Below are 18615 nucleotides of genomic sequence, written 5' to 3' on the forward strand. Positions count from 1 at the left end.
TGCCGGGCGGCGTACGTCCTTCTTCTGTTGGTTGATCGGCTACTGGTCGACGCCGACCTCACCCTCGGGGGCGAACGCGTCCTCGTCGAGCCGGGTCGAGCCCGGGCCCTCGCCCGGCTCCGGGGGCAGGCCGGTCGACGGCTTCTGCTCCGGGGCCTCGTCACCGCCGAAGGCGATCGCACCGATGGCGCCACCCAGAAGGAGGCCCAGCAGCAGAGCACCGGCGGCGACGATGATCAGAACCCGCTGGCTGTACGCCCGCGCATCCACCGGCGTTTCGGCCGGCTTCTCGGTCGTGGTCACGCGAGCACCCGGTACTGGATGCCGACCGAGTACTTCCACACGTCGTAGCGCGAGCTCGACTGGAGGCCCGAGACCCACCACAGCGACGGGCAGTACTGCGTCGACCGACGATCGGCGATCAGCCCGTTCGGCGTGGAGACCGATGCCATCGTCTTCCACTGCACGGAGTTGCCGAACTGGTGGCGCTGCGCCAGCGTCCAGTCGCCGGACGTCTGCGGCCTGTAGACGTGGGTCACGAGGTAGACGTTCTTGGTGTAGCCCTTCGGCCGTCCGCCGTAGTGCTTCAGCGAGAGGTTGCGGTAGTTCCCGTCGAACGACCTGGGCAGGCACGTGACGCTGTCGGTGATCACCCGCGACTTGGCGGTGTCGCCGCCTCGACACTTGACGTTGGAGCGGTAGCCGCGCGAGCCCGCCCAGTCGCTGCGCGCCGGCGCCTTGAGGGTCGAGCAGGAGCCGACGTACTTCTGATCCAGCGCATCCTTGGCGGTGACCTTCTTGTAGTAGGTCTTCCAGACCAGCTTCTTCCAGGAGACGACGACCGTGGTCGTCTTCGTGGTCGAGTTACCGACACCGTCCGTCACGGTCGCCTGGATCGTGTAGGTCCCAGCCGGGACTCGCCGGCCCGAGGCGTCCAAACCGTTCCAGTACACCGTCTTCTCGTACTCGACACCCTCGCGCCCGCTCCACTCGAGCTGGCCGGAGCCCATCGTCCTCAGCACTGCGCCGTCATGCCGAAGGACCTTCACGTTGTATCGGGGCGTGTGCGGCGCATAGATCACACGCTCATCGACACCGTAGATCCACACGCTGAAGCGGTCGCGATACCCATCCGTCGCCGGATAGAAGCCGCTGGCACTGCGCTTCCACAAGAACGTGGGCACAGTGTTGTCGAGGGTGAAGAAGGAATGGCCGCCTCCAGTGCCGAGCGCGCCATCCGAAAGGCGCTTCACTGTGACCTTCACGCTGTAGACACCGTCCGGGAGCGACGAGGGAGCCTCGAGAGCGAGGGTGGCCCTGCCCGTCCCGTCGAGCGTCGTCGCGATCGGATCCGACGGTTCACCGAGCGTGACCCGGTCGTAGTAGTCCCACCACTGCCACGACAGCTCCACGGATGCCGACGGGCTCTGGTCCACCTCCACCTCGACCGAGAAGGCATTCCCGGCGCGCATCACGCCGGCGCCGTTCAGGGTGCTTCGCACCGACAGTGTGGGTGCTGGTTCCGGGTCCAGAGCCGGCGTGTCGGTCTCCGTCGGGTCGCTGGTCGGGTCCGTGGGGTCCGTGGGGTCCGCCGGGTCCGTGGGGTCCGCCGGGTCCGTGGGTTGCGGGTCCGCCGCCGGATCGACGGTCGCAGTCGATGTGGGGTCGGGCTGCGGTTCGGTCGTGGCGAACGCCGGCACCGCCGGCACGATCAGGGCGACGGCAGCAGCCGCCACCAGTGCGCGGACGCGCATCTGTGGTTCCTCCGAGTCACTTACCCGAGATGGTCTTGGGGTCGCTTCGCTGCCAGAGAACGCGAGGCGGGCCGAGATGGCTGACGGAACCTATACCCCGGGGGCCACCCTCAGCACAGTTATTTACCGCCGTGTTACCGACCCGGCGACAGCGATGAGACATCTGGGCTAGCCTGATCGTAGGATTGTCTGACAATCAGATGATCCTGCTCAGATCACCGAGAACGCCCCACGAGATGGAGGAGTGCGATGACCCTGCTCAACGAGGCTCAGGCCACCGCTGCGACCAGCCTGACCCCCACCGCCTTCGCGGCCGCCGAGGCGCACTCCGCGCACAACTACCACCCCCTCGAGGTGGTGATCAGCCACGCCGAGGGCGCCTGGGTGACCGACGTCGACGGTCGCCGCTGCCTCGACATGCTGGCCGGCTACAGCGCGTTGAACTTCGGGCACGGCCACCCGGCTCTGCTGTCCGCGGCCCGTGAGCAGCTCGACAAGGTCACCCTGACCTCGCGTGCGTTCGTGCACGACCAGTTCGCCGAGTTCACCGCCCGCCTCGCCGCGATGTGCGGCAAGGACATGGTGCTGCCGATGAACACCGGCGCCGAGGCCGTCGAGACCGCGATCAAGGTCGCCCGCAAGTGGGGCTACGACGTCAAGGGTGTCCCCGCCGACCGAGCCGAGATCATCGTGATGGCCGGCAACTTCCACGGCCGCACCACCACGATCGTCGGCTTCTCCGACGACGCCGACGCGCGCGACGGCTTCGGCCCGTTCGCCCCCGGCTTCGTGATGGTCCCCTACGCCGACCTCGCCGCGATCGAGGCCGCCATCACCCCCAACACGGTGGCCGTCCTGGTCGAGCCGATCCAGGGCGAGTCCGGCGTCGTGATCCCCGGCGACGACTTCCTGATCGGGCTGCGCGAGGTCTGCACCCGCGAGAACGTGCTCTTCGCGGCCGATGAGATCCAGGCCGGCCTCGGCCGCACCGGCTACACCTTCGCCTGCGACCACGCCGGCGTGAAGCCGGACATGTACATCCTCGGCAAGGCGCTCGGCGGCGGCATCGTCCCGGTCTCGGCGGTCGTCGCCGACCGCGATGTGCTCGGCGTGATCGGCCCCGGTCAGCACGGCTCCACCTTCGGTGGCAACCCGCTCGCCTGCGCCGTCGGCACTGCAGTCATCGAGCTGCTCGAGACCGGCGAGTTCCAGGCCCGCGCCGAGGCGCTCGGCCAGGTCCTGCGCGACCGGCTCCTGGCGATGGTCGGCAAGGGCATCGTCGGCTTCCGCTCCCGCGGTCTGTGGGCCGGCGTCGACATCGACCCCGCCATCGGCACCGGTCGCGAGATCTGCGAGCGCCTCCTGGCCCGCGGCGTACTCGCCAAGGACACCCACGGCTCCACCATCCGCCTCGCGCCGCCGCTGGTGATCGCCGAGGACGACCTCCACTGGGCGCTCGACCAGCTCGAGGCCGCTGTCTCCGAGTAGGCCCCGGACTCCATGTAACACGTCGTTCGACGTACTGGTCGCCCTGATGAAACGACCGGAAAGTACGTCGAACGACGTGTTACTCGTCCGCTAGCCGTCGAGCGCGGCGAGGTCGTCGATGAGCTCGTTCGACGCGGCGGCGGACAGCTCCTGCAGCCCGCGGATCAGCTCGGTGCAGGACGCCGTATGTTGGTCCGGCGTCATCGTGACCCGGCTCAGGTTGCCCGTGATCAGGACCTGGTTGACCGCCCGTTGCGCGGGAATCCCGACGGCTCCGTCGGTGGCTGTGTTGATGGTGATCTGGTCGAGGGAGTCGCGCTGAGGTTCCGAGCTCGACGTGTAGAGCGCCGAGAGCGACAGGCGCCACTCAGCCTCGGCCCGAGCAAGCTCGGCGAACTCCTCCTTGCTGAGAGAATCCGCGTCCGCAGCGCCCGCATGCTGCATGGCCTCACGCTTGGCGAGTGCCGTCACCATGATGTTCCGCTGCGTGCCGAGTGTCCGGAAGGCGGGGCCCAGGTGACCGAGCGCCTCGATCTCGTCGTCGATCTCGGCGTCACCGACATACGGCACGAGCGTCGGGATCGCGAGGAGGTCGTTGGAGATTACCGACAAGGCCAGCACTCCCTGCAGCCGAGTCTCCTTCGTACGGGCCATGGATCGCGTCTCCGGTAGGGCGGCCAACGACTGCTGGATCTCGGAGGCGAGCTCAGCGAGCTCCTGGTCCCCGCCGTCGATCTGCTCCGCCTTCGCGGTCCAGGTCGAGATGGCCTCGTCGGTCGCCTCCTGCACCGGCTTCATCACCACGTCAGGGACGCCCGCGAGGATGGCGTCGCGCTCGAAGATCAGGTTGATCGCCAGGTCGAAAGTGCTCGGCAGCACCTGCGCGACCGACTCCGCCCGACCTACGGACGAGGTCGACGTCGCGGTCGGGGACTCCGCCGGATCGGTGGCCCGGTCCTCGACGAGGGGCCGCAGCGCCACCCCGGCGATGCCGATGATCCCGACCGCCAGAACTGTCCCAGCGGTGGCGACGAGGCGAGCTCTGAGCGCGCGGCGGCGGCCGCGGCGTACGTCCCCGGGGAGGTCCGGGCGCGGGACCGGAGCGGCGGCGCCGATGCGGTGGAGGCGATCGGCCAGCAAGGTGTCGTCATCGAAGGTGTTCATCGCCGGCCTCCTCGGGCAGCGTCGGTGGCAGCGTCGGGGGTGGAGCCGGGACGGAGGGCCAGGCGAAGATTGGCCAGAGCGACTGCCGTCTGGCTCTTGACCGTCCCCACGGCGATACCGAGGTCGGCGGCGGTCTCCTCGACCGACAGACCCCAGTAGTGTCGAAGCACCACAACCCTTCGCTGACCTGCCGGAAGGGATCGCAGCGCGGTCCAGAGCTCGTCGAGGTCCTCGGCACCGAGACCGACGGGCGCCGGTCGGTCCGAGACCTCGCCGGCGCGCTCGCGCCGCCACGGGCGGCGACCCTCGTCCAGATGGCTGTTGACCAGCACGCGGCGTACGTAGGCATCGACGCTGTCGGCCTTCCGCACCCGCCGCCACGCCGCGTACACCTTCGACAGCGTCAGCTGCACGATGTCCTCGGCGCGATGCTCGTCACCGCACAGCAGGTAGGCCGCGCGATAAAGGTGTGCGCGTCTCTCCCTGACGTAGGCGGTGAACTCCTCGTCCCTGCTCAACGTCTCTCCTCCTCCGGTTCCAACCCCCGACGCCCTACTGACGTAGTCGGTCGCCGATCGGTTGGGGTCGCGTGGATGTTCGCGGGTCGCCGTCAGAGACGCCTGACACTCAGCCCTGCGGCTGCCACCTTTGGTCGAGTACGAAGTCGATGGCGCGGTCGACCGAGATCGCGCCGTCGCCGTACACGCTGACGGTGTAGACAGGACCCTGGAAGACGACGAGGTTCACCGGATCAGCGGGCTTGCCCATCCAGCGGCGCTTCTTGCCGAGCCCGATGAAGACCTCGTTGCCGTCGACTGTGCGGATGATGCAGCGCTTGAAACTGTGGCGAAGGCACGCCTTGTCCGGCTGGATCGGGCTGATCGTCTCCTCCAACCGCACCTCGGCCACTCCCGGCTCCCCCATGGAGATACCTTCCAACGAGTCCTTCTTGATGTCGGTCAGCACGACGTACGACTCGTGGTCGAAGCGCATCGGCGTGCTGTTGTACGACTTCGCCGGGGTTCCGGGCGGGATCAGCGATTTCAGCGCTGTCCTGCCCAGCTCCTTCGCGTCGACCGCAGGCGGCAGATTCAGCTCCGGGACGACCAGCCGGGGGTCGGCTGCGGCCGCCATGACCTCCTTCTCCCCGAGGTCGACACCGGAGACGGGGATCGTCGAGTTGTTGCCGAACAGTGAGTCGAGCGTGATCGCGACGACCGTCCCATCGGACCGCTCGACGGCATAGGTGCGAGCGCCGTCGTGCGTCGCGATTCTCGCCACCTTCGCCCCTGGGTGGTTGACGTCCTCACAGGCCCAACCAGGGTCGCCGCACGGGAGGCCGACTCCATCCCAACCGGACCCGACGGACAGCTGAACCATCCCGAGACCGTCCTCGCCCTCGACGGTCCACCCCAGCTTCGTACCGATGGAGCGCCCACTGCCGGCGTGACCGCCCTGCATGTTGGAGACAGTCTTCTCGAGATGCTCGCCGCTGGGATCCAGGTGCTCGGCGAGGACGTCTCGGTACTTCTGAAGCACTGGGATGTCGCGAGCCCACGTGACTCCATGGCCGTTGAAGGCCGCCGGCCACAGCCCCGTGGCGTCGTCCCCGGGGGCCTTCACCGGCGCTACCACCCGGTCGGGCACCGGCGACGGCTTCCCCGAGGTCTCCCCTGGACCTGCGATCTGCTTGTCGCCCCTCAGCAACGGCGCTCCCTGGGCGACCACGACGCCACCGACCGCCATGACCCCCACCGCGGCGACAGCAGCGATGGGCACCATCCACTTCTTCGTACGACTCTCCCGGGAGATTGCCTGCATCAGCTCCGCCTCTCGCCGCGCCTTCACATGGGGGCGCAGACTGCGTTCAGGAATTCCGGTCATCACTTCTCCCCCTCATCCATCAGCGCGGCGACCCGCTTGCGTGCACGGGAGAGCCGGCTACGTACGGTCCCGACGGGGATGTCGAGAGCCTGGGCGACCTGCAGATACGTGAGCCCGTCCCAGGCGACGAGCATCAAGATCTGCCGATCCCGACGGCTGAGCCGGTCGACAGCCACGAGGAGCTCGGACATCCGGCTCTCCTCGTCGAGGCGTCGTGCGACTCCGTCCGCGTGGTCCTCAGCGTCGACGAGCCTCACGAGCTGCAGCCTGCCGGCCAGCGCTCGCTGCCGACGGGCGCCACGGGCGGCGTTGCGACAGACGTTCTCGGCGACCGTGTAGAGCCATGGCATCAGCGAGCCGCCGTACGCCACCGCCCGCTCGCGCGCCCGCCAGACCTCCAGGAACACCTGGGACATCACATCCTCGGCGAGATTCCACGAAGCCACACGACGGAAGCAGAAGTTGTAGACCGGGTCCGCATAGCGGCCGAACAGCTCTGCCATCGCCTCGTGGTCGCCCCGACGAAGACGCTCCGCCAGAACGGTGTCGTCCTCGGTCATCACGAGCCCGGAGCTCTGGACCTCACTACCCTTCACGCACCCTCTATGTCCGGTAGGCGGAGAGGAGTTCCCACTCCAAACGTGCCGCCGGAGCATAGCGAACACCTACCCGGGTGCGGACCAGGCTCGTGTAACACGTCGTTCGTAGCACTACTCGCCCTATCGGAACGACCGGATAGTCCTACGAACGACGTGTTACAGCTCCCCCGGGCCCAGCAGCCCCAGCAACTGCGGGAGCGATCCGGCCAACAGCCCCAGCAGGTTCTCGCGGCTCAACCCCGCGGGGTCGGCCTTCCACGAGAGCACCAGCTCCTCGGACATGGCCAGCCACCCCCTGACGATCAGCCGTGCGGCGGGCGTGTCCTCGACGAAGTCGGCGCCGGCGTCGAAGATCCGGAGCCCGAGCGCGCCGAAGGCCTCGTCGTAGATCTCGCGCAGGACCGGGTCGCTCGCGGCGCCGCGGACCATCGAGACGTACCCCTCGTAGTTGGCGTCGACGAAGTCCACATAGGCGGTCATCGACGCCAGCAGGCGCTCGACCGGCTCCCCCTTCGAGGGCGGGGCGGTCTGGGCGACGAGGGCGTCGGCGGCGCGGCGTACGACCGCCTCACGGAAGGCCATCTTGTCGCCGAAGTAGTGGTAGAGCAGCCCGCGCGAGATGCCGGCCTCACGTGCCACCACGTCGATGGAGATCTCGTCGAGGGAGTGGTGTGCGAAGAGGCGAATGCCCAGGTCGAGCAGCTGCTCGCGGCGCTGCTCGGGCGTCAGTCTCGTCCGTCGGCTCATGCCATCCATTCTATTGACACCTGTTCAATAGGCAAGCCATACTCGAAGTATGACCACTGCTGACCTCACCCATGTCGACCACCTGATCGTCGGTGCCGGCTTCGGAGGCCTGTGCGCGGCGATCAAGCTCGAGGAGGACGGCGAGCGCGACTTCGTCGTCATCGAGAAGGGCTCCGGCGTCGGCGGCACCTGGCGCGACAACACCTACCCCGGCGCCGCCTGCGACGTCCCCAGCCAGCTCTACAGCTACTCCTTCGCGCTCAACCCCGACTGGTCGATGAGCTTCTCGCCGCAGCCGGAGATCGAGGCGTACATCAAGAAGGTCGCCGAGAAGTCCGGCACCTTGGACCGCTTCGTCTTCGACACCGCGATGACCGCCGCGACCTGGGACGAGACCCAGCAGCGCTGGCTCGTCGAGACCGAGGGGATCAACGGCAGGAAGACGTACGCTGCGACCACCGTCATCGCCGGCCCCGGCGCGCTCTCCGAGCCCAAGCTCCCGGACATCGCGGGCATCGAAGGCTTCCAGGGCGAGATCTTCCACTCCGCGCAGTGGAACCACGACGTCGACCTCACCGGCAAGCGCGTCGCCGTGATCGGCACCGGTGCCAGCTCGATCCAGATCGTCCCGGAGATCCAGAAGAAGGCCGCTCGCCTCGACGTCTACCAGCGCACCGCGCCCTGGGTCCTCCCCCGCAACGAGCACCGCTACACCAAGCTCGAGAAAGCCGCCTTCCGCCACGTCCCCGGCGTCCAGCGGCTCGCCCGCGCGGCGGTCTACTGGGGCCTCGAGGTCCGCGTGCTCGGCCTCGCCGTGCAGCCCAAGCTCACCCTGGCCCACCAGTTGATGGCGCAGAACAACATCCGTCGCGGCATCAAGGACCCCGAGCTGCGCCGCAAGGTCACCCCGGACTACACGCTCGGCTGCAAGCGCACGCTGATCTCCAACGCCTACTACCCGGCGCTGGCCGCCGACAACGTCGACCTGATCACCGACGGCATCGCCCGGGTGAGCGAGAACGCGATCGTCGCCAAGGACGGCACCAGCCGCGAGATCGACGTCCTCGTCGTGGCGACCGGCTTCTACACCACCGACCTGCCGATCGCCCATGCCATCACGGGCAGCAAGGGCCGCAGCATGGCCGAGCGGTTCGCGGAGGTCGGGATGAGCGCCTACAAGGGCACCACGGTCCCGGAGTTCCCCAACCTCTTCTTCGTGGTCGGCCCGAACACCGGCCTGGGCCACTCCTCGATGGTCTACATGATCGAGTCGCAGGTGGCCTACATCCGCGACGCGATCCGCACCATGCGCACCAACTCCTACGCCACCGTCGAACCCACCGAGGACGCCACCTCCGCCTGGAACGACGACCTGCAGCGCAAGATGGACAACACCGTCTGGTCCGAGGGTGGATGCGCGTCGTGGTATCTCGACGAGCACGGTCGCAACACCACCCTGTGGCCGAGCTTCACGTTCCTTTTCCGCCACCTGACCAGCAAGTTCGACGTCGACAAGTACGCCGTCACCGCCGCCACGGCCCCGACCACGACCCAGGAGAGTGTCCCCGCATGAAGTCCTTCGACGACAAGGTAGTCGTACTCACCGGAGCCGGCTCCGGGATCGGCCGCGCCCTCGCGGTCAACCTCGCCGGCCGTAGCGCCCGGCTCGCGCTCTCCGACGTCAACGAGGCCGGTCTGGCCGAGACCGTCGAGCTCGCCAAGCAGGCCGGAGCCCGTGAGATCAAGTCGGACCTTCTCGACGTCGCCGACCGCGAGGCCTTCAAGACGTACGCCGAGGGCATCATCGCCCACTTCGGTCAGGTCAACCTGGTGATCAACAACGCCGGCGTCGCGCTGTCGGGTCGGGTCAACGACCTCGACTGGGAGGACATCGACTGGATCATGGGCATCGACTGGTGGGGCGTCGTGCACGGCACGAAGTTCTTCCTCCCGGCCCTGATCGAGTCCGGCGACGGGCACATCGTGAACATCTCCTCGCTCTTCGGGCTGGTCTCGATGCCCGACCAGGCCTTCTACAACGCTGCGAAGTACGCCGTGCGCGGCTTCACCGAGGCGCTGCGCGAGGAGATGCTGATCGACGGCCACAACGTCGGCGTCACCTCGGTCCACCCCGGCGGCATCAAGACCGCGGTCGCCCGCAGCGCTCGCGTCTCGGCCAAGGACGACCAGGCCGCGACCGCGAAGTTCTTCGACGAGAAGCTCGCCAAGATGGAGCCGGCGCGCGCCGCCGAGATCATCGTCAAGGGCATCGAGAAGAAGCAGGCCCGCGTGCTGGTCGGCCTCGACGCCCACGTGATCCACAACTTCGGCAAGTTCACCGGCTCGCGCTACCAGGACCTCATCGCGCTGGGGGCCAAGTACGTGATGCCGAAGAAGCAGGGCTGAGGCAGACTGACGCCATGCGCTTCGAGGCCGGTCACCCTGTTCGTGTCGAGTTCACGAAATGGGGTGGCCGGCCTCATTGGTCCTTCGCGGGCCTCTACCTCGGCGAGGACGAGCACGGCGAGTGGATCGGCCACCCGATCGGCACCGAGTTCGCCCGCCCCGGTCATGGCTGGGTCGCCGACTGGGAGTCGGTCAGCCTGGTCCCCCACCACGACGCGGCTCACTTCCCGGCGTTCAACCGGCCTAACGATCGGGTGAGCTCGCAGATATATGTCGACATGTGCACCCCGCCGGTATGGCAGGACTCGACGGTCACCTGCATCGACCTGGACCTCGACGTGGTGAAGAAGTTCGACGGCTCGGTCTACATCGACGACGAGGACGAGTTCGAGCACCACCAGCTCGAGTACGGCTACCCGCCCGAGATCATCTCCATGACCGAGGGCTCCGCCGAGCGCGTCTTCCTCGCGGTCAAGGAGAGCCAGGCGCCGTACGACACGACCCCCGAGCGCTGGTTCGAGGTGCTGGGCGGCCTATGAGTCGGTCTCGACAGCAGGCACCGGGGTGGCCCTGTCGGCCCTGTCCTTCCGCAGCGGACCGACGAGGCGCGGCCCGGACAGGCGCGTCTCGATCCGCCACGACCGGCGACTGAGCGGCTGGGCGATGAACTCGCCCAGGTAGACGCCGGAGGCGAGGGCGAGCGCGACCGACGCCGCGGTGAAGAGGGCGACCAGGCCTACCGAGGTGGTCTCGGGCGTCTCCTGGGCGAGCATCGTGAGACCGCGGTAGATCGAGTAGCCCGGCAGGAACGGCACGACCGACGAGACCACGACGACCAGCGGCGGCACCTTCAGCCGGGTGGCGACCGAGTAGGCGACCAGACCGATGAAGAGGGCCGCCACGGCCACCCGCCACGTACGCCCGACGTCGCCGGGTACGACGATCGAGAGGATCACGGCGATGGCGGCGATGACCGCGATCGGTGCCAGCGTCCGCTTGGGTGCGTACGCCGCGTAGGCGAAGGCGGCGGCGCCGACCGCACCACCGACGCTGGCCAGGGTGATCGACTGCAGCGAGGTGACGCTGCTCGTCACCGCGCCGTGGATCGGCACCCCGACCGCACCTGCGAAGACCAGGCCGCCGGTGACGCCGGCGATGATCCCGGCCGTGGAGACCAGTGCCTCCATGATCCGGGCGCTGGCGGTGACGTGGAACCCGGTCAGGGCGTCCTGGAGGGCACCCATGAAGCTGATCCCGGCCAGCATCACGGTGATGTTGGCGGCGATCGAGGTGGAGACGTCGAGGTCCAGCGGCAGCGCCGCGGCGATGACCGCGAGCAGCGTGGCCAGGCCCGCACCGGCGACCTGCATGTAGAAGAGCGGCAGTCGCCAGCGGCGGTGGAGGAAGTGCTGCAGCTGGTCGATCGCGGCTCCGGAGATGAAGGCGAGGATGATCACGCGGAGCTCACCGCCGACGTAGACGGTGAACGCGGCGGCCATCACCGCCATGCCGAGCGTCACCGCCCAGCGCGGCCGGCGGTGGCCGCCGGAGATGATGCGGCCCAGCGCGATCCGGGCGCCCTGGAGATCCACCTCGTCGCGTACGACCTGGCGGACCAGATGGTCGACGGCGGTGAGGTGGTCGTAGTCGATGGTGCGGTTCTTGACCTGGCGGGTGGTGTGCACCGGGATCGCCTCGGGGTCGGCCTGATAGCTCATCGAGAGACTGGTGTACGTGACGTCGACCTCGGCCTCGCGAAGGCCCAGATGTTGGGCGAGCGACCTCATCGTCGCGGTCACGTCAGCGGCCCCGGCGCCGGTCGAGATCAGCAGCTCACCGACGCGGAGGCAGAAGTCCAGAGTCAGGTTCACCTCACGCGCGTCCACCGGGCAAATGGTGCCATCGGGCTGGTGAACGACAGGCATTCACGATGCTCGACAAACGGGCCCGTGCAAGGAACGCTCAATACATGCGGATCGACTTCCACCCCTCCCCCCGACCGACGCTCGGCGTCGAGTGGGAGCTCGCGCTCGTCGACCGCGAGACCCGGGATCTGGTCAACGTCGCGGACCATCTCTTCGCTCGGGCCAAGCCCCGGGTTCCCCATCCCGGGCGGATCCACAGGGAGCTGCTGCGCAACACCGTCGAGGTCGTCACCGGGATCTGCGGGACGGTCGAGGAGGCCATGGACCAGATCCGTGAGACGACAGTCGGCGTGGTCAGCGCCGGTGACGATCTCGGCGTGGATCTCTTCGGCGCGGGGACCCATCCGTTCGCGTCGTGGACCACTCAGGAGCTGTCCGCGGGGCATCGCTACGAGGAGCTGATCAACCGCACCCAGTGGTGGGGGCGACAGATGCTGATCTGGGGCGTGCACGTACACGTCGGGATGCCGGAGCGGGACCGGCTGCTCCCGGTCCTCAACGGGCTGCTGACCTACTACCCCCACTTCCAGGCACTGTCGGCCTCCTCACCGATCTGGGCTGGCATGGACACCGGCTACGCCTCCAACCGGGCGCTGATGTTCCAGCAGCTGCCGACCGCCGGGCTGCCGTTCCAGTTCGCGACGTGGCAGGAGTTCGAGGCGTACGTCTCGGACCAGACGGTCACCGGCGTGATCGAGGACATCAGCGAGATCCGCTGGGACATCCGGCCCTCGCCCCGGATCGGCACCATCGAGAACCGGATCTGCGACGGGGTCTCCACGGTCCAGGAGCTGGCCGCCATCGCCGCTCTGGCCCACTGTCTCTGTGTCGACCTGGACTCCCGGGTGGCGGCCGGCGAGCCGGTCGTGACGATGCCGCCGTGGCACGTCCAGGAGAACAAGTGGCGCGCCGCCCGCTACGGCCTGGACGCGATCGTGATCCTCAACGACGCCTCCGAGGAGCGACTGGTCACCGAGGACCTCGCCGATCTGCTGGTGCGTCTGGAGCCGGTGGCCGCCCGGCTGGGCTGCGAGAAGGAGCTCGCCGGCGTGCACGACATCATTCACAAGGGTGCCTCCTACCAGCGACAACGCGCCATCGCGGCCTCCACCGAGGGCGATCTGGTCGCGGTCGTCGACTCGGTCGTACGCGACCTGCGCGGGTCGCTCTAGCGGGATGCCGACCGAGGTACCTCGGTCGAGCGTCACTCTCCTCGTGGAGTTCCCCGAGGGGAGTACGCGTTCACCGAGTTACCTCGGTGAGCATTCAGCGTGACGGCAGCGGCGGCAGGGCGTCGGTCGCCTCGAACTGCCCCATCCCGGTGACCCCGAGCAGGTCGACGATGATCGACCTGATCTGGACGAGGATGACCTCGGCGTTGAGCGATTCCGTACGCTCCACCTCGGCCGAGTGCTCGCCGACCGCCAGCAGCACCGACCTGGCCTCCTGGCTCAGTCCGTCCGGGCCGAGGCCGGCGGCGAGCTCGGCCTCGACGACGTCGACGGCATCGGCGAGCCCGAAGGCGAGCTGGTAGTAGCTCTCCGGCACGACGTCGCCGCGGTAGGCGGACACCGCCGCCCGCCGCACCAGTACGCGGGTGCTACGCAGCGCGCGGTCGAGCGGCTCGACGAGCTCGGCCATCCGGTGCACGTGGCTGCGATGTCGGAACCGGAACGGCGAGACGGCCAGCACCGACATGCCCTCGTCGGACGCGTCCTGCAGCTCGCGAATCAGCGGGTCGGTGGCGCGCGCGTCGGCGAGCACCTTGAGCCCGTGGACTGCGTCCGCATCGAGCATCACCTGGCCGGCGGCGCGCAGCAGCGAGGCGATCTTCTTGGCGACCACGGCCGCCTGCTCGCCGGGCCGCCGCAGCGGCGCGGCAGGCACGATCGAGGCGGCCACCAGCGCGACCGCACCACCGATCAGCGCGTCGGTCCAGCGCGTGAACGCCGCGCCGGGCGTCGGCAGCAGGCCCATGACGAAGATCGACTGCACCGCGGCCTGGTTGCGGAAGACCTGACCCGAGGAGATGAAGATCCCGACGGCCATGGCCATCGCGACCACCAGGGTCATCTGCCAGGCACCCTCGCCGATGACCTGCACCACGATGTCGCCCAGGAAGACCCCGAGCGCCACCCCGATGGTCACCTCGGTCACTCGCCGCAGCCGCTGGCCGTAGGAGGTGCCGAGGCTGACCACCGCGGCGATCGGCGCGAAGACGGGTTGCACGTGGCCGAGCAGGGAGGCCGCGATGAACCAGGCCACCCCGGCTGCCGCGGCGGCCTGCAGCACGTGCCAGCGCTTCGACTTCAGCCGCGCCAGCCGGCGACGTACGTCGGACTCCACCTGCTCACGTGTGACTCGCGGAGCAGTGAACGCCATGTCGCAGATCCTAGGCCAGCCGAGTCCTCAGTTGTGGCGGCCGAATCGGTCGTTCTGGCGAATGAGATCGGGATCTCGTACGCCATTTCCACCGATTCGGCCGCCACTTCTGCGGAGTCGGCCGGGGAAGGTCAGCGGGCGAGGGTGACCGAGACGGTCTGGCTGCCGCAGCCGTTGGCGGAGGTGAGGTTGGTGAGCGCCGACTTCTCGGTGCTGTCGACGGAGAGGCCCCAGCGGATCTTCACCGAGACGTACTCCTTCAGGTAGCGGCACTTCTGCAGGTCGGGCATCCACTCGGCGGGGTCGGCGTCGGACTTCTCCTGGTTCTCGTTGTCGGTGACGCCGACGAGGGAGCCGTAGTAGCCGAGGTCGTTGGCGTAGTTCTTGCGCTCGGTCGAGGTCCAGGTGCGGGCTCCGGAGTCCCAGGCCTCCGCGAGCGGGACCATGTGGTCGATGTCGATGTCGCTCGTGGCGGTCCAGGAGACGCCGTCGTAGTAGGAGTACCAGCGGCCGCCCGACAGCGAGCAGCTGGAGCCGACCGTGGGGGCCTCCTCGGCCTCCGCGATCAGCACCTCGTTGCGGGTGTTGCAGCCGTCGCCGTCGGCGTCGATCCAGTGCTGGAAGAGGTCACGGTTGTAGCCGGTGCGGTTCTCGGCCGCGACCGGGAGGTCGCCGATGGCGGTCGAGAGCGACTGGGAGTAGGACTCGGCGTGTGCTGCCGCCGGAATCGTGAGCGGCACGAGGGCGCCGCAGGCAAGGATGAACAGTCCACGGAGGTTCATGGGGGTCTCCCGAGGTGAGGTGTTCGGTCGCCCCCAGACGATGCCGCGTTTTACGCGCCCCATGTAACCCGGTTACCAGATGTTGCAAGAAGTTCACCCAGGATCACGCCGAGATGAACGGCTCCGTCAGGTGCGGCGTCGCCAGGTGCAGCGTGGTCGCGGTGTCGCGGCTGAGCATGCGCTCCCTCGAGTGCCTGGCCGCCTCCGGGTCGATCTCGTGCGAGTAGGCGAGCTCGGGATGGAGCAGCTGGAGCGCGTGTACGAGGAGGTCGCCTGTGACGAGCGCGAGCTCGCGCCCCTCGGCGACCAGCACGCTCTGGTGCCCGGGCGTATGACCGGGCGTGGCGACCGTACGCCCGGCGCGCAGCGGCGTGTCCCCGTCGAGGAGCCGGAGCCGGCCGGCCGCCGCGAGCGGGTCGGTGAGGGTCTCGCGAAGCTGCGGGTTGAGCGCGTCGAGGGCGTCGTACTCGGCCCGTTGGAGCAGGTATTCAGCGTTCGGGAAGTAGGGACGGCGGCCGTTCGCCTCGGTCACGACCGCCCAACCGACGTGGTCGGTGTGCAGGTGCGTGAGCACCACGGTGTCGACATCGGCCGGGTCGATGCCCGCGGCGTCGAGCGACTGCGGAAGCACACCGGGCACGGGCGCCCACGAGGCCGCCGGACCGTCCGCCGGGCCGATCCCGGCGTCCACGACGGTGAGGCCCTTGTCGCTGCGGATCGCGTAGGCGCGGAACTGGAGCCGCCATCGGCCCTCGGAGTCGACCGCGCCCGGATCGAAGCGGTCGACCTCGGCCCACTGAGCGGCCGTCGCCTCGGGGAAGGCGTCGGCGCGCGGGGAGAAGAACGGGCCGTCGCCGTCGGCGAGGGCGATGATCTCGGTCGAACCGATCCGGAGGCGGGGAACACCGATGGCCATGGGCGTTCTACGCTCCCCGGGTCACAGGGTCACCAGATCGCGTACGAAGTTCACCCAGGTCGCGCTCGACCAACCCCTCCGCGCCGCCGTTCCCGTGGGCCGCGACCACGGCCCGCAACCGTGCGCGGGTGACGTCGGAGACGTACGCCATCTCTGCCTTGGCCGCGTTCGACCCCGGTCGGGTCGTCTCGGCGATCTGGACGGACCAGCACGTACGCCGCGCCCCGTCCTCCACGTTGGCGAGCGCGACCGCGTGGCCGGTGGTGCCGGAGCCGGCGAAGAAGTCGAGGACCCTCGCGTCGGTCGGCATCGTGGCCAGGATCCGCCGGATCAGACCGGTCGGCTTCGGCGACTCGAACAGCGGCCCCACCAGGGACTTCAGCTCCGCGACGGCGGAGTCGGTCGAGCCGATCTCCTCGGCCATCCAGATCGTGGTGAGCTTCTTGCGCCTCGCCTCACCGGAGGCGTCGCGGGCGAGCCAGTCGCGCTGGTAGACGTCGACGCGCTCCCCCAGCTTCCCGCGTACGCGACGGCACATCAGGTCGTCGGGACGGGCCGCGATCAGCGGGGCGCTCCATCGCCAGACCGCCGGGCGACCGTCACCGAAGACCGGCCAGATCTCCTGTCCGCCGGCGAACGGCTCGACCGCAACACGTCCGGAGTCCGGATCTCCCCACACCGGGAAGTGGAGCGTCCGGGCGGTCGCCGGGTTGAACTTCTTGTTGGTGTTGCGCAGCGGCAGCCGCCGGTAATGACGCCCGTCGTCGGTGACCAGCGGGAAGTCCTGCTCGTTGACGGCCTCGGGGATGCTCGACTCCAGCGCGCAGGCCCGGGCGTCCTTGGCGTAGACCAGCAGATACTCGTGGGAGGTGGCGAACCCGTTGCCGAGCTGGCGGCCCTTGGGGTTGAGGTTGACCACGATCTGCGCGAGCTGGTTGCGCTCCTCGAAGACCTCGTCCATCAGGACCTTCAGGTGGGCGGCCTCGTTGTCGTCGATCGAGACGTAGATCGCCGCCCGCTCCGACATCACGGTGCGCGCCGCCTGCAGCCGGGGCCTCATCATGGCCACCCAGGCGTCGTGGCGGCCGGCTCGCTTCCCGTCCTCCCCGCGACGGTCGTCGTGGTAGGCGAAGAGGCTGCCGGTGTTGTAGGGCGGGTCGATGTAGATCAGGTCGAACTTCTCCCCCGCCTTCGCGAGCGCCCGGAGCACATCGAGGTTGTCGCCCTCGACGAAGGTGTTCCACGGCTCCCGCACGCGGGGAACGTTAGCCGACTGGCTGATCGACACTCAGCAACGCGACCGATCGCTCGGCCACCAGGCACTGGATCTTGGTGCTCTTCGGCGGGGTGACGTGCAGGACCACGTCGCCGCCGCTCGTCGAGGCCGTGATCGTTGCCGGGTCCGGCGCCTCGCAACCGTCGTAGACCGTCTGGGCGTAGAGCCGCTGGCCCGCCGGGACGTGGGCGAGCAGGGTGGTCGCCTTCGTCGTGAAGGATGCCTGGAGCGAGGTGCCGAGGGTGGCCGCGTACGCCTTGATCGCAGCCTCGTCCGGCAGCGGCGTCGCGGTCTTCTCCAGGTCGCCCTCGGCCGCGCCGCCGGCCGAGACCAGGCCGCGGACGGGCTTCTCCGAGCTCGGCGGGCGCGAGGGCTCGGGCTGGGGCTTCGGCTTCGGAGTTCCGGACGGCGAGGGCGACGACGGGGACGGCGACGGCGAGGCCGGCGAGGAAGAGGCCGAGGGCGACGGGCTCGCGCCGGGGTCGCTCGCGTCCTCGGAGGTGCCGCAGGCCGTGAGCAGGAGCGCCGTCGCAGCGAGTGCGAGTGGGAGAAGACGCGTGGGGTGCATATTCCACATACTCCCCACGGCACCCCGCTGTTGCACCCCCGGCGGCCCGCTCGTTATCCAGATGGAAGGATCGCGCCGTGGCCCGCTTCACCCAGGCCGAGCTCCAGACCTACTACGGCGCCTCGGTCCCCGACCTCCTTCCCGCAGACGACCAACCGCTGCGGCTCCTCTTCGTCGGTATCAACCCCGGCCTGTGGACCGCGGCGACCCAGACCCACTTCGCGCACCCGCTCAACCGCTTCTATCCGGCGATCTTCCGGGCCGGGATCACCACCCGGCCGATCGACGCCTCGGCGGGGATGACGCCGGAGGACCGCGACTACTTCCGGGCTCGGGGCATCGGCTTCACCAACATCGTCCGGCGCGCCACGGCCAAGGCCTCCGAGCTCTCCAACGCCGAGCTCAAGGAGGGCGGCGCCGAGCTGTTCTCCCTGGTCGCACGCCGGAAACCGACCGTCGTCGCGATCGCCGGGATCACCGCCTACCGGACCGCCTTCAACCGCCCCAAGGCCAAGCAGGGACGCCAGCCCGAGCCGCTGGCCGGCGCCGAGCTCTGGGTCGTACCCAACCCGTCGGGCCTCAACGCCCACGAGACCGTCCCCACCCTCGCCGCCGCCTACGCGGATGCCGCCCGCGCCGCCGGCCTGATCTGACCTGCCGAGGCGTCACCCCCGGCGCCCGAAGCGTCACCCCCGTCGGTCGAGTGCGCGCACATCTGCCAACT

General features: G+C 68.9%; 19 protein-coding genes. 6 read left to right on the forward strand and 13 right to left on the reverse strand.

Annotated elements, in window-relative coordinates; translation table 11 throughout:
- Positions 1–39 precede the first annotated feature (39 nt).
- Positions 40–303: a hypothetical protein gene (locus tag ACFU7D_RS02090; RefSeq protein WP_378726265.1), complete on the reverse strand. Its 264-nt coding sequence runs from the start codon at positions 301–303 to the stop codon at positions 40–42.
- On the reverse strand, positions 300–1754 hold the full coding sequence (locus ACFU7D_RS02095; RefSeq protein WP_378862684.1) for a hypothetical protein: 1455 nt from the start codon (positions 1752–1754) through the stop codon (positions 300–302). Before ACFU7D_RS02095 ends, ACFU7D_RS02090 begins: the two co-directional genes overlap by 4 nt.
- A gap of 249 nt (positions 1755–2003) precedes the next feature.
- On the opposite strand from ACFU7D_RS02095, the gene rocD reads away from it, so the two are divergent.
- On the forward strand, positions 2004–3242 hold the full coding sequence (rocD, locus tag ACFU7D_RS02100) for an ornithine--oxo-acid transaminase (RefSeq protein WP_378862687.1): 1239 nt from the start codon (positions 2004–2006) through the stop codon (positions 3240–3242).
- 90 nt (positions 3243–3332) lie between these two features.
- Here rocD and ACFU7D_RS02105 read toward each other — a convergent pair whose 3' ends face one another.
- From ACFU7D_RS02105 to ACFU7D_RS02125, 5 genes are all read right to left on the reverse strand, one after another.
- Complete coding sequence (locus ACFU7D_RS02105) at positions 3333–4406, reverse strand: nitrate- and nitrite sensing domain-containing protein (RefSeq protein ID WP_378862690.1); 1074 nt, start codon at positions 4404–4406, stop codon at positions 3333–3335.
- Positions 4403–4924 (reverse strand): SigE family RNA polymerase sigma factor, encoded by a 522-nt coding sequence (locus ACFU7D_RS02110; protein WP_378862693.1) that lies wholly within the window; start codon positions 4922–4924, stop codon positions 4403–4405. The genes ACFU7D_RS02105 and ACFU7D_RS02110 overlap by 4 nt, the downstream gene beginning before the upstream one ends.
- A gap of 109 nt (positions 4925–5033) precedes the next feature.
- Complete coding sequence (locus ACFU7D_RS02115; protein ID WP_378862696.1) at positions 5034–6227, reverse strand: hypothetical protein; 1194 nt, start codon at positions 6225–6227, stop codon at positions 5034–5036.
- A gap of 62 nt (positions 6228–6289) precedes the next feature.
- A complete protein-coding gene (locus ACFU7D_RS02120; RefSeq protein ID WP_378862700.1) occupies positions 6290–6886 on the reverse strand; it encodes an RNA polymerase sigma factor in 597 nt (198 codons plus the stop codon).
- A gap of 159 nt (positions 6887–7045) precedes the next feature.
- Positions 7046–7636, reverse strand: a complete 591-nt coding sequence (locus ACFU7D_RS02125) for a TetR/AcrR family transcriptional regulator (RefSeq protein ID WP_378862703.1) — start codon at positions 7634–7636, stop codon at positions 7046–7048.
- Positions 7637–7685: 49 nt separating this feature from the next.
- Between ACFU7D_RS02125 and ACFU7D_RS02130 the strand changes: the two genes are divergently transcribed.
- The 3 genes from ACFU7D_RS02130 to ACFU7D_RS02140 are packed head-to-tail and all read left to right on the forward strand — an operon-like array spanning position 7686 to position 10581.
- Positions 7686–9209, forward strand: a complete 1524-nt coding sequence (locus ACFU7D_RS02130; RefSeq protein ID WP_378862706.1) for a flavin-containing monooxygenase — start codon at positions 7686–7688, stop codon at positions 9207–9209.
- Positions 9206–10042: an SDR family NAD(P)-dependent oxidoreductase gene (locus tag ACFU7D_RS02135; RefSeq protein ID WP_378862708.1), complete on the forward strand. Its 837-nt coding sequence runs from the start codon at positions 9206–9208 to the stop codon at positions 10040–10042. Before ACFU7D_RS02130 ends, ACFU7D_RS02135 begins: the two co-directional genes overlap by 4 nt.
- Positions 10043–10056: 14 nt before the next feature.
- A complete protein-coding gene (locus ACFU7D_RS02140) occupies positions 10057–10581 on the forward strand; it encodes a DUF402 domain-containing protein (RefSeq protein ID WP_378726245.1) in 525 nt (174 codons plus the stop codon).
- Here ACFU7D_RS02140 and ACFU7D_RS02145 read toward each other — a convergent pair.
- Entirely contained in the window at positions 10576–11928 is a 1353-nt protein-coding gene (locus tag ACFU7D_RS02145) for a threonine/serine exporter family protein (protein ID WP_378726243.1), read from the reverse strand. The genes ACFU7D_RS02140 and ACFU7D_RS02145 overlap by 6 nt on opposite strands.
- 83 nt (positions 11929–12011) lie before the next feature.
- Here ACFU7D_RS02145 and ACFU7D_RS02150 point away from each other — a divergent pair, with 83 nt between their 5' ends.
- Positions 12012–13139 carry a glutamate--cysteine ligase gene (locus ACFU7D_RS02150; RefSeq protein ID WP_378726241.1) on the forward strand — a complete coding sequence of 376 codons (1128 nt, stop codon included), beginning with the start codon at positions 12012–12014 and terminating at the stop codon, positions 13137–13139.
- 94 nt (positions 13140–13233) lie between these two features.
- On the opposite strand, the gene ACFU7D_RS02155 is transcribed toward ACFU7D_RS02150, so the two are convergent.
- The 5 genes from ACFU7D_RS02155 to ACFU7D_RS02175 form a co-directional block, all read right to left on the reverse strand.
- Positions 13234–14349: an aromatic acid exporter family protein gene (locus tag ACFU7D_RS02155; RefSeq protein ID WP_378862712.1), complete on the reverse strand. Its 1116-nt coding sequence runs from the start codon at positions 14347–14349 to the stop codon at positions 13234–13236.
- A gap of 131 nt (positions 14350–14480) precedes the next feature.
- Positions 14481–15131: an HNH endonuclease family protein gene (locus ACFU7D_RS02160; protein ID WP_378862715.1), complete on the reverse strand. Its 651-nt coding sequence runs from the start codon at positions 15129–15131 to the stop codon at positions 14481–14483.
- A gap of 103 nt (positions 15132–15234) precedes the next feature.
- Entirely contained in the window at positions 15235–16047 is an 813-nt protein-coding gene (locus ACFU7D_RS02165) for an MBL fold metallo-hydrolase (protein ID WP_378862718.1), read from the reverse strand.
- Between the two features lie 7 nt (positions 16048–16054).
- Complete coding sequence (locus ACFU7D_RS02170) at positions 16055–17302, reverse strand: site-specific DNA-methyltransferase (protein WP_378862721.1); 1248 nt, start codon at positions 17300–17302, stop codon at positions 16055–16057.
- A gap of 10 nt (positions 17303–17312) precedes the next feature.
- Positions 17313–17891 (reverse strand): hypothetical protein, encoded by a 579-nt coding sequence (locus ACFU7D_RS02175; RefSeq protein WP_378726231.1) that lies wholly within the window; start codon positions 17889–17891, stop codon positions 17313–17315.
- A gap of 77 nt (positions 17892–17968) precedes the next feature.
- Between ACFU7D_RS02175 and ACFU7D_RS02180 the strand changes: the two genes are divergently transcribed.
- The gene (locus ACFU7D_RS02180) at positions 17969–18544 is read left to right on the forward strand and encodes a mismatch-specific DNA-glycosylase (RefSeq protein WP_378726229.1); all 576 of its coding nucleotides are present in this window, start codon (positions 17969–17971) and stop codon (positions 18542–18544) included.
- Positions 18545–18615: the final 71 nt, after the last annotated feature.

Origin of the sequence: Nocardioides sp. NPDC057577 (genome assembly GCF_042801335.1) — a bacterium.
GTDB lineage: Bacteria > Actinomycetota > Actinomycetes > Propionibacteriales > Nocardioidaceae > Nocardioides.

Bases quoted from the DNA above. Each gene is read 5' to 3' on its own strand.
- ACFU7D_RS02095 (WP_378862684.1), bottom strand. From the start codon at position 1,754: ATGCGCGTCCGCGCACTGGTGGCGGCTGCTGCCGTCGCCCTGATCGTG.
- rocD (WP_378862687.1), top strand. From the start codon at position 2,004: ATGACCCTGCTCAACGAGGCTCAGGCCACCGCTGCGACCAGCCTGACC.
- ACFU7D_RS02105 (WP_378862690.1), bottom strand. From the start codon at position 4,406: ATGAACACCTTCGATGACGACACCTTGCTGGCCGATCGCCTCCACCGC.
- ACFU7D_RS02115 (WP_378862696.1), bottom strand. From the start codon at position 6,227: ATGCAGGCAATCTCCCGGGAGAGTCGTACGAAGAAGTGGATGGTGCCC.
- ACFU7D_RS02125 (WP_378862703.1), bottom strand. From the start codon at position 7,636: ATGAGCCGACGGACGAGACTGACGCCCGAGCAGCGCCGCGAGCAGCTG.
- ACFU7D_RS02130 (WP_378862706.1), top strand. From the start codon at position 7,686: ATGACCACTGCTGACCTCACCCATGTCGACCACCTGATCGTCGGTGCC.
- ACFU7D_RS02135 (WP_378862708.1), top strand. From the start codon at position 9,206: ATGAAGTCCTTCGACGACAAGGTAGTCGTACTCACCGGAGCCGGCTCC.
- ACFU7D_RS02140 (WP_378726245.1), top strand. From the start codon at position 10,057: ATGCGCTTCGAGGCCGGTCACCCTGTTCGTGTCGAGTTCACGAAATGG.
- ACFU7D_RS02150 (WP_378726241.1), top strand. From the start codon at position 12,012: ATGCGGATCGACTTCCACCCCTCCCCCCGACCGACGCTCGGCGTCGAG.
- ACFU7D_RS02155 (WP_378862712.1), bottom strand. From the start codon at position 14,349: ATGGCGTTCACTGCTCCGCGAGTCACACGTGAGCAGGTGGAGTCCGAC.
- ACFU7D_RS02160 (WP_378862715.1), bottom strand. From the start codon at position 15,131: ATGAACCTCCGTGGACTGTTCATCCTTGCCTGCGGCGCCCTCGTGCCG.
- ACFU7D_RS02165 (WP_378862718.1), bottom strand. From the start codon at position 16,047: ATGGCCATCGGTGTTCCCCGCCTCCGGATCGGTTCGACCGAGATCATC.
- ACFU7D_RS02175 (WP_378726231.1), bottom strand. From the start codon at position 17,891: ATGCACCCCACGCGTCTTCTCCCACTCGCACTCGCTGCGACGGCGCTC.